The sequence below is a fragment of the Pseudomonas sp. SST3 genome (assembly GCF_003325755.1).
Genome location: NZ_QORI02000139.1, coordinates 1 through 4,025, shown reverse-complemented (window position 1 = coordinate 4,025; position 4,025 = coordinate 1). Strand labels below are relative to the sequence as shown.

Genomic DNA, 4,025 nt, shown 5'->3' with positions numbered 1-4,025 from the left:
TAACAGGCTGATACCGCCCAAGAGTTCATATCGACGGCGGTGTTTGGCACCTCGATGTCGGCTCATCACATCCTGGGGCTGAAGCCGGTCCCAAGGGTATGGCTGTTCGCCATTTAAAGTGGTACGCGAGCTGGGTTTAGAACGTCGTGAGACAGTTCGGTCCCTATCTGCCGTGGACGTTTGAGATTTGAGAGGGGCTGCTCCTAGTACGAGAGGACCGGAGTGGACGAACCTCTGGTGTTCCGGTTGTCACGCCAGTGGCATTGCCGGGTAGCTATGTTCGGAATAGATAACCGCTGAAAGCATCTAAGCGGGAAACTAGCCTCAAGATGAGATCTCACTGGAACCTTGAGTTCCCTGAAGGGCCGTCGAAGACTACGACGTTGATAGGTTGGGTGTGTAAGCGCTGTGAGGCGTTGAGCTAACCAATACTAATTGCCCGTGAGGCTTGACCATATAACACCCAAACAATTTGTTGTTTGTGTGTSAGACGGTTGAAGTCGACAAACAAACCGAAAAGACGCATCGCTCGCAAAGCGAAAGCAACACCGAAACACCATCACATACCCAATTAGGGGAAGCGACTCAACACCGACTCCCCAACCAAATTGCTTGACGACCATAGAGCGTTGGAACCACCTGATCCCATCCCGAACTCAGTAGTGAAACGACGCATCGCCGATGGTAGTGTGGGGTCTCCCCATGTGAGAGTAGGTCATCGTCAAGCTTCTACACCAAACCCCCGATCATCGAAAGATGGCCGGGGGTTTGTCTTTGCGCGAAAGAAAAGTCGATCGGCTCTGCGTGTGTCGTTATGATTCATGCCTGCTGGTTAGGGGGAGGCTTATGAACAACTTGCTGCGGCTACTTAGTGATGGCTGTTTCCACTCTGGCGAAGAGCTCGGCGCTGTTCTCGGTGTAAGCCGAAGCGCTGTATGGAAGCACCTGCAGCGGCTTGAGGGCGAATGTGATATCGAGCTATTTAGAGTGCCCGGAAGAGGATATCGGTTAGCGGAGCCTATTTCCCTGCTGAGCTACGAAGAAAGCTCGGTTGTGTTGGCTCGCTTCGGCTGGCAACTCTACCTGCGAGAAACCGTCGACTCTACTAATGCTGAGGCGTTTAGGCTGCTGCAATCTGGAACGGCCGCTCCCTTCGTGATATTGGCCGAAGGACAAACTGCCGGGAGGGGCCGAAGAGGGCGGTTATGGGCGAGTCCGCCAGCGCAAAATATCTATTACACGCTCGTATTAAAAGTCTCAGACGGCCCTCAAGGGCTGTCTGGCTTAAGCTTGGTGGTGGGTTTGGCGGTACTCCAGGCACTGCGTCGAGCGGGAGTCAGGAATGCGGGGCTGAAATGGCCCAACGATATATATGCGGATGGGAAGAAAATCGCTGGAATTCTGCTTGAGTTGACGGGTGATCCGGCTGATGTATGTCATGTGATTATCGGCATCGGGATAAATGTGAATATGGCAGCAAGCGCCGTCGAGATCGATCAGCCATGGACCACGGTAAGGGCACAGATCGGTGCGTTGGCGAACCGCAGCGAGTTGGCGAACTTTGTTAGTGAGTCTTTACATCTTTATATCAGCAGGCACGCCGAACATGGCTTTTCCGCGCTGCGGGATGAATGGGAGGCTAATAATCTCTGGCAAGGCAAACTTTGCACGTTAAGTACCGGCTCTCAGCAGGTTAAAGGTTTGATGATTGGAGTGAACGAACTGGGGGCGCTACGACTTTTGGTTGAAGGCCAAGAGGAACAGCATTTTAGTGGCGGAGAGCTAAGCCTAAGGCTCGATCATGATTCTTGAGCTTGATTGCGGCAACAGCTTCGTCAAGTGGCGTGTTATCCCGGATTCCAGCGTCCCGCCAATAATCGAAGGGGTCGCCACACAAGCAGCAGGCATCGTCCGGGAACTGCTGGCTCGGGATATCGGAAAAATCACACGCTGCCGCCTGGTGAGTGTAAGAAGTGATGCAGAAACCAGAGCGATAATGGATGTGCTCTCTGAGTCGCTGAAAGTCGATATCGCCAAAGTGCACCCAGCCAAGCGCACCGCTGGGGTTATCAATGGTTATCGCGACCAGCAGCGCCTGGGAGTGGATCGTTGGTTGGCGATCATTGCTGCGTACGATATGTGTGGTGGGGCCTGTCTTGTTATTGATCTAGGCACGGCCATTACGGTAGATCTCGTGGGTTCGAATGGAGCGCATCTCGGTGGCTACATTGCGCCTGGGGCCGCGCTCCTGCGTGGGCAATTACTCGCGCACACTCGGCGTATTCACTATGGCGCTGAAGAGACTGCGCTTGCTCTAAGCGATGTATCTCCTGGTAGAAGTACTGCTGAGGCTGTTGAGCGAGGTTGCTTGATCATGGTTCGCAGCTATATACACAGCCAGATAGCTTCTGCCGAGATCCATTTGGGTAATGATTTCGACACGTTTGTTACGGGAGGAGACGCATCGTTGGCGGCAGATTTTCCTGGGGTAAGGTGCGTGCCAGACTTGGTTTTCAGAGGCTTGGCAATAGCCTGCCCCTAACCCCTAAGAGGTTTCAATGCGCTGGCTTTTAGTGCTTCTGGTGATATTAAATTTGCTTTTCTATCTCTTTCACCTCAATCGGCCGCCAACGGTTGCAGAGGGCGCTGCTGGGCTAGGGGCTCCTTCTCGAGCGTCTGAGATCACGCTGTTGAGCGAGACGGACTCATTGGCGCGACGTGAGCCGATGGAGGATGAGGATAGCGCCTGCCTGTTTCTAGGCGGGTTTGATGACGAGTCGATAGCTTCATCTATTAATCAGCGGTTGCTGAGCTTGGATATTGACTCTCAGGTCGAGCCTGTCGATGAGGCTGCCGGTGTGGATTATTGGGTATATCTGCCTCCTCTCGTATCTCGCCAGGCTTCGTTGCGGCAGCTTCGGGAGTTGCAGTCTCGCAATATTGACAGTTACGTAATCACAGTTGGCGATTTGTCTAATGGGATATCGCTAGGGATATTTTCACGTAAGGACTCGGCTGAGAGCGTGGTAAATCGTCTGCGTGGGGTTGATTACGAGGCATTGATCCGTGAGCTGCCCAGAACCCATCGCCGCTATTGGGTCAAGATAGCGCGCCCTCGCCAACATTTATTGAGCGACTCGCTACTCGTGGAGCTGGTTAGGAGTTTTCCGGACCTTGAGCATCGACAAATGCCATGTTCAAGCATTGCAACTTCGGAATAGTTTACATAGAATGGCGCCCGCTTAGCAGTGCAGCCTTAGCGGCTCGCTGCTCGGCGCTGTCGGCGGAGCTAACCTCAGGTTTTTAATGAGAAAACGCTTGACAGCATGAGGTTTGGCAATGAAAATGCCGCCTCGTTTTGGAGGGGTTCCCGAGCGGCCAAAGGGATCAGACTGTAAATCTGACGTCATCGACTTCGAAGGTTCGAATCCTTCCCCCTCCACCAGATTTTAGCGTAGGCCTAGGCTATCGCGGGTATAGTTTAGTGGTAGAACCTCAGCCTTCCAAGCTGATGATGCGGGTTCGATTCCCGCTACCCGCTCCAGGTTTCAAGTGCATACGCAACAAGATTCGCTCATGTAGCTCAGCTGGTAGAGCACACCCTTGGTAAGGGTGAGGTCAGCGGTTCAAATCCGCTCATGAGCTCCAACTTCAAAGGCAGATATGTATATATCTGCCTTTGTTTTAATGGTGGCGTGACTAGCTCAATTCAACGATGGGAGACGGTCTCGATGGCTAAAGAAAAATTCGAACGTAACAAACCGCACCTGAACGTCGGCACCATTGGTCACGTCGACCATGGCAAGACTACCCTGACTGCAGCGCTGACCAAGGTTTGCGCTGAGACTTGGGGCGGCTCTGCGCGCGACTTCTCGCAGATCGACAACGCGCCGGAAGAGAAGGCTCGTGGTATCACCATCAACACTTCCCACGTTGAATACGATTCCTCGATCCGTCATTACGCCCACGTTGACTGCCCCGGTCACGCTGACTATGTGAAGAACATGATCACCGGTGCTGCGCAG

At 53.3% G+C, this 4,025-nt stretch carries 4 protein-coding genes, 3 tRNA genes and 2 rRNA genes; all 9 read left to right on the top strand.

What is annotated here, in order from left to right; genetic code table 11:
* Positions 1–456, top strand: a 23S ribosomal RNA gene (locus DQ405_RS25270); the annotation flags it as partial.
* Positions 457–611: 155 nt separating this feature from the next.
* Positions 612–727: ribosomal RNA gene (gene rrf, locus DQ405_RS25265) — 5S ribosomal RNA — on the top strand.
* A 119-nt stretch (positions 728–846) separates the two neighbouring features.
* On the top strand, positions 847–1,812 hold the full coding sequence (birA, locus tag DQ405_RS25260) for a bifunctional biotin--[acetyl-CoA-carboxylase] ligase/biotin operon repressor BirA (protein ID WP_168426418.1): 966 nt from the start codon (positions 847–849) through the stop codon (positions 1,810–1,812).
* Positions 1,802–2,542, top strand: a complete 741-nt coding sequence (locus tag DQ405_RS25255) for a type III pantothenate kinase (RefSeq protein WP_168426417.1) — start codon at positions 1,802–1,804, stop codon at positions 2,540–2,542. The genes birA and DQ405_RS25255 overlap by 11 nt, the downstream gene beginning before the upstream one ends.
* Before the next feature lie 16 nt (positions 2,543–2,558).
* Positions 2,559–3,221 carry an SPOR domain-containing protein gene (locus DQ405_RS25250; protein ID WP_168426416.1) on the top strand — a complete coding sequence of 221 codons (663 nt, stop codon included), beginning with the start codon at positions 2,559–2,561 and terminating at the stop codon, positions 3,219–3,221.
* Positions 3,222–3,360: 139 nt separating this feature from the next.
* Positions 3,361–3,445 (top strand) — tRNA-Tyr (locus tag DQ405_RS25245).
* A gap of 25 nt (positions 3,446–3,470) precedes the next feature.
* Positions 3,471–3,544 (top strand) — tRNA-Gly (locus DQ405_RS25240).
* 28 nt (positions 3,545–3,572) lie between these two features.
* Positions 3,573–3,648 (top strand) — tRNA-Thr (locus tag DQ405_RS25235).
* Positions 3,649–3,731: 83 nt separating this feature from the next.
* The coding region (locus tag DQ405_RS25230) for a GTP-binding protein (protein ID WP_241730219.1) at positions 3,732–4,025 on the top strand (294 nt) is incomplete at its 3' end.

Coding starts and splice junctions, on each gene's coding strand:
- DQ405_RS25255 (WP_168426417.1), top strand. CDS start 1,802: ATGATTCTTGAGCTTGATTGCGGCAACAGCTTCGTCAAGTGGCGTGTT.
- DQ405_RS25250 (WP_168426416.1), top strand. CDS start 2,559: ATGCGCTGGCTTTTAGTGCTTCTGGTGATATTAAATTTGCTTTTCTAT.
- birA (WP_168426418.1), top strand. CDS start 847: ATGAACAACTTGCTGCGGCTACTTAGTGATGGCTGTTTCCACTCTGGC.